Consider the following 256-nt stretch of genomic DNA (forward strand, 5'->3'; position numbering starts at 1 on the left):
GTTTGCAGCGGCTCCGGCATTACGTGTGCGTAGGCGCTGGCAACGGGCTTCGCCACATCGCGGTCGAGGCCCTCGTTGAACGAGAACATCGCGCGATTCATCGGTTCGAGCGGATCGTCGGCTTCGCGGCGACCGGTCGTGGCGCACGCGCTCAATACCATCAGCGCGGCGAGACTCAAGGTCCGCGCGGCACGGCGCACGAGGGTGTTTGACTTCATAAACAGCTTGATAGGTGGAGACTCAGGCGGGTAAAACG

General features: G+C 62.9%; 1 protein-coding gene. It reads right to left on the reverse strand.

Going from position 1 to position 256, the window contains the following annotated elements; all coding sequences use genetic code 11:
• The coding region (locus tag SB786_RS36880) for an MlaA family lipoprotein (RefSeq protein ID WP_410731669.1) at positions 1 to 218 on the reverse strand (218 nt) is incomplete at its 3' end.
• Positions 219 to 256: the final 38 nt, after the last annotated feature.

It is taken from the genome of Burkholderia sp. SIMBA_062, assembly GCF_046534765.1.
Lineage (GTDB): Bacteria > Pseudomonadota > Gammaproteobacteria > Burkholderiales > Burkholderiaceae > Burkholderia > Burkholderia ambifaria.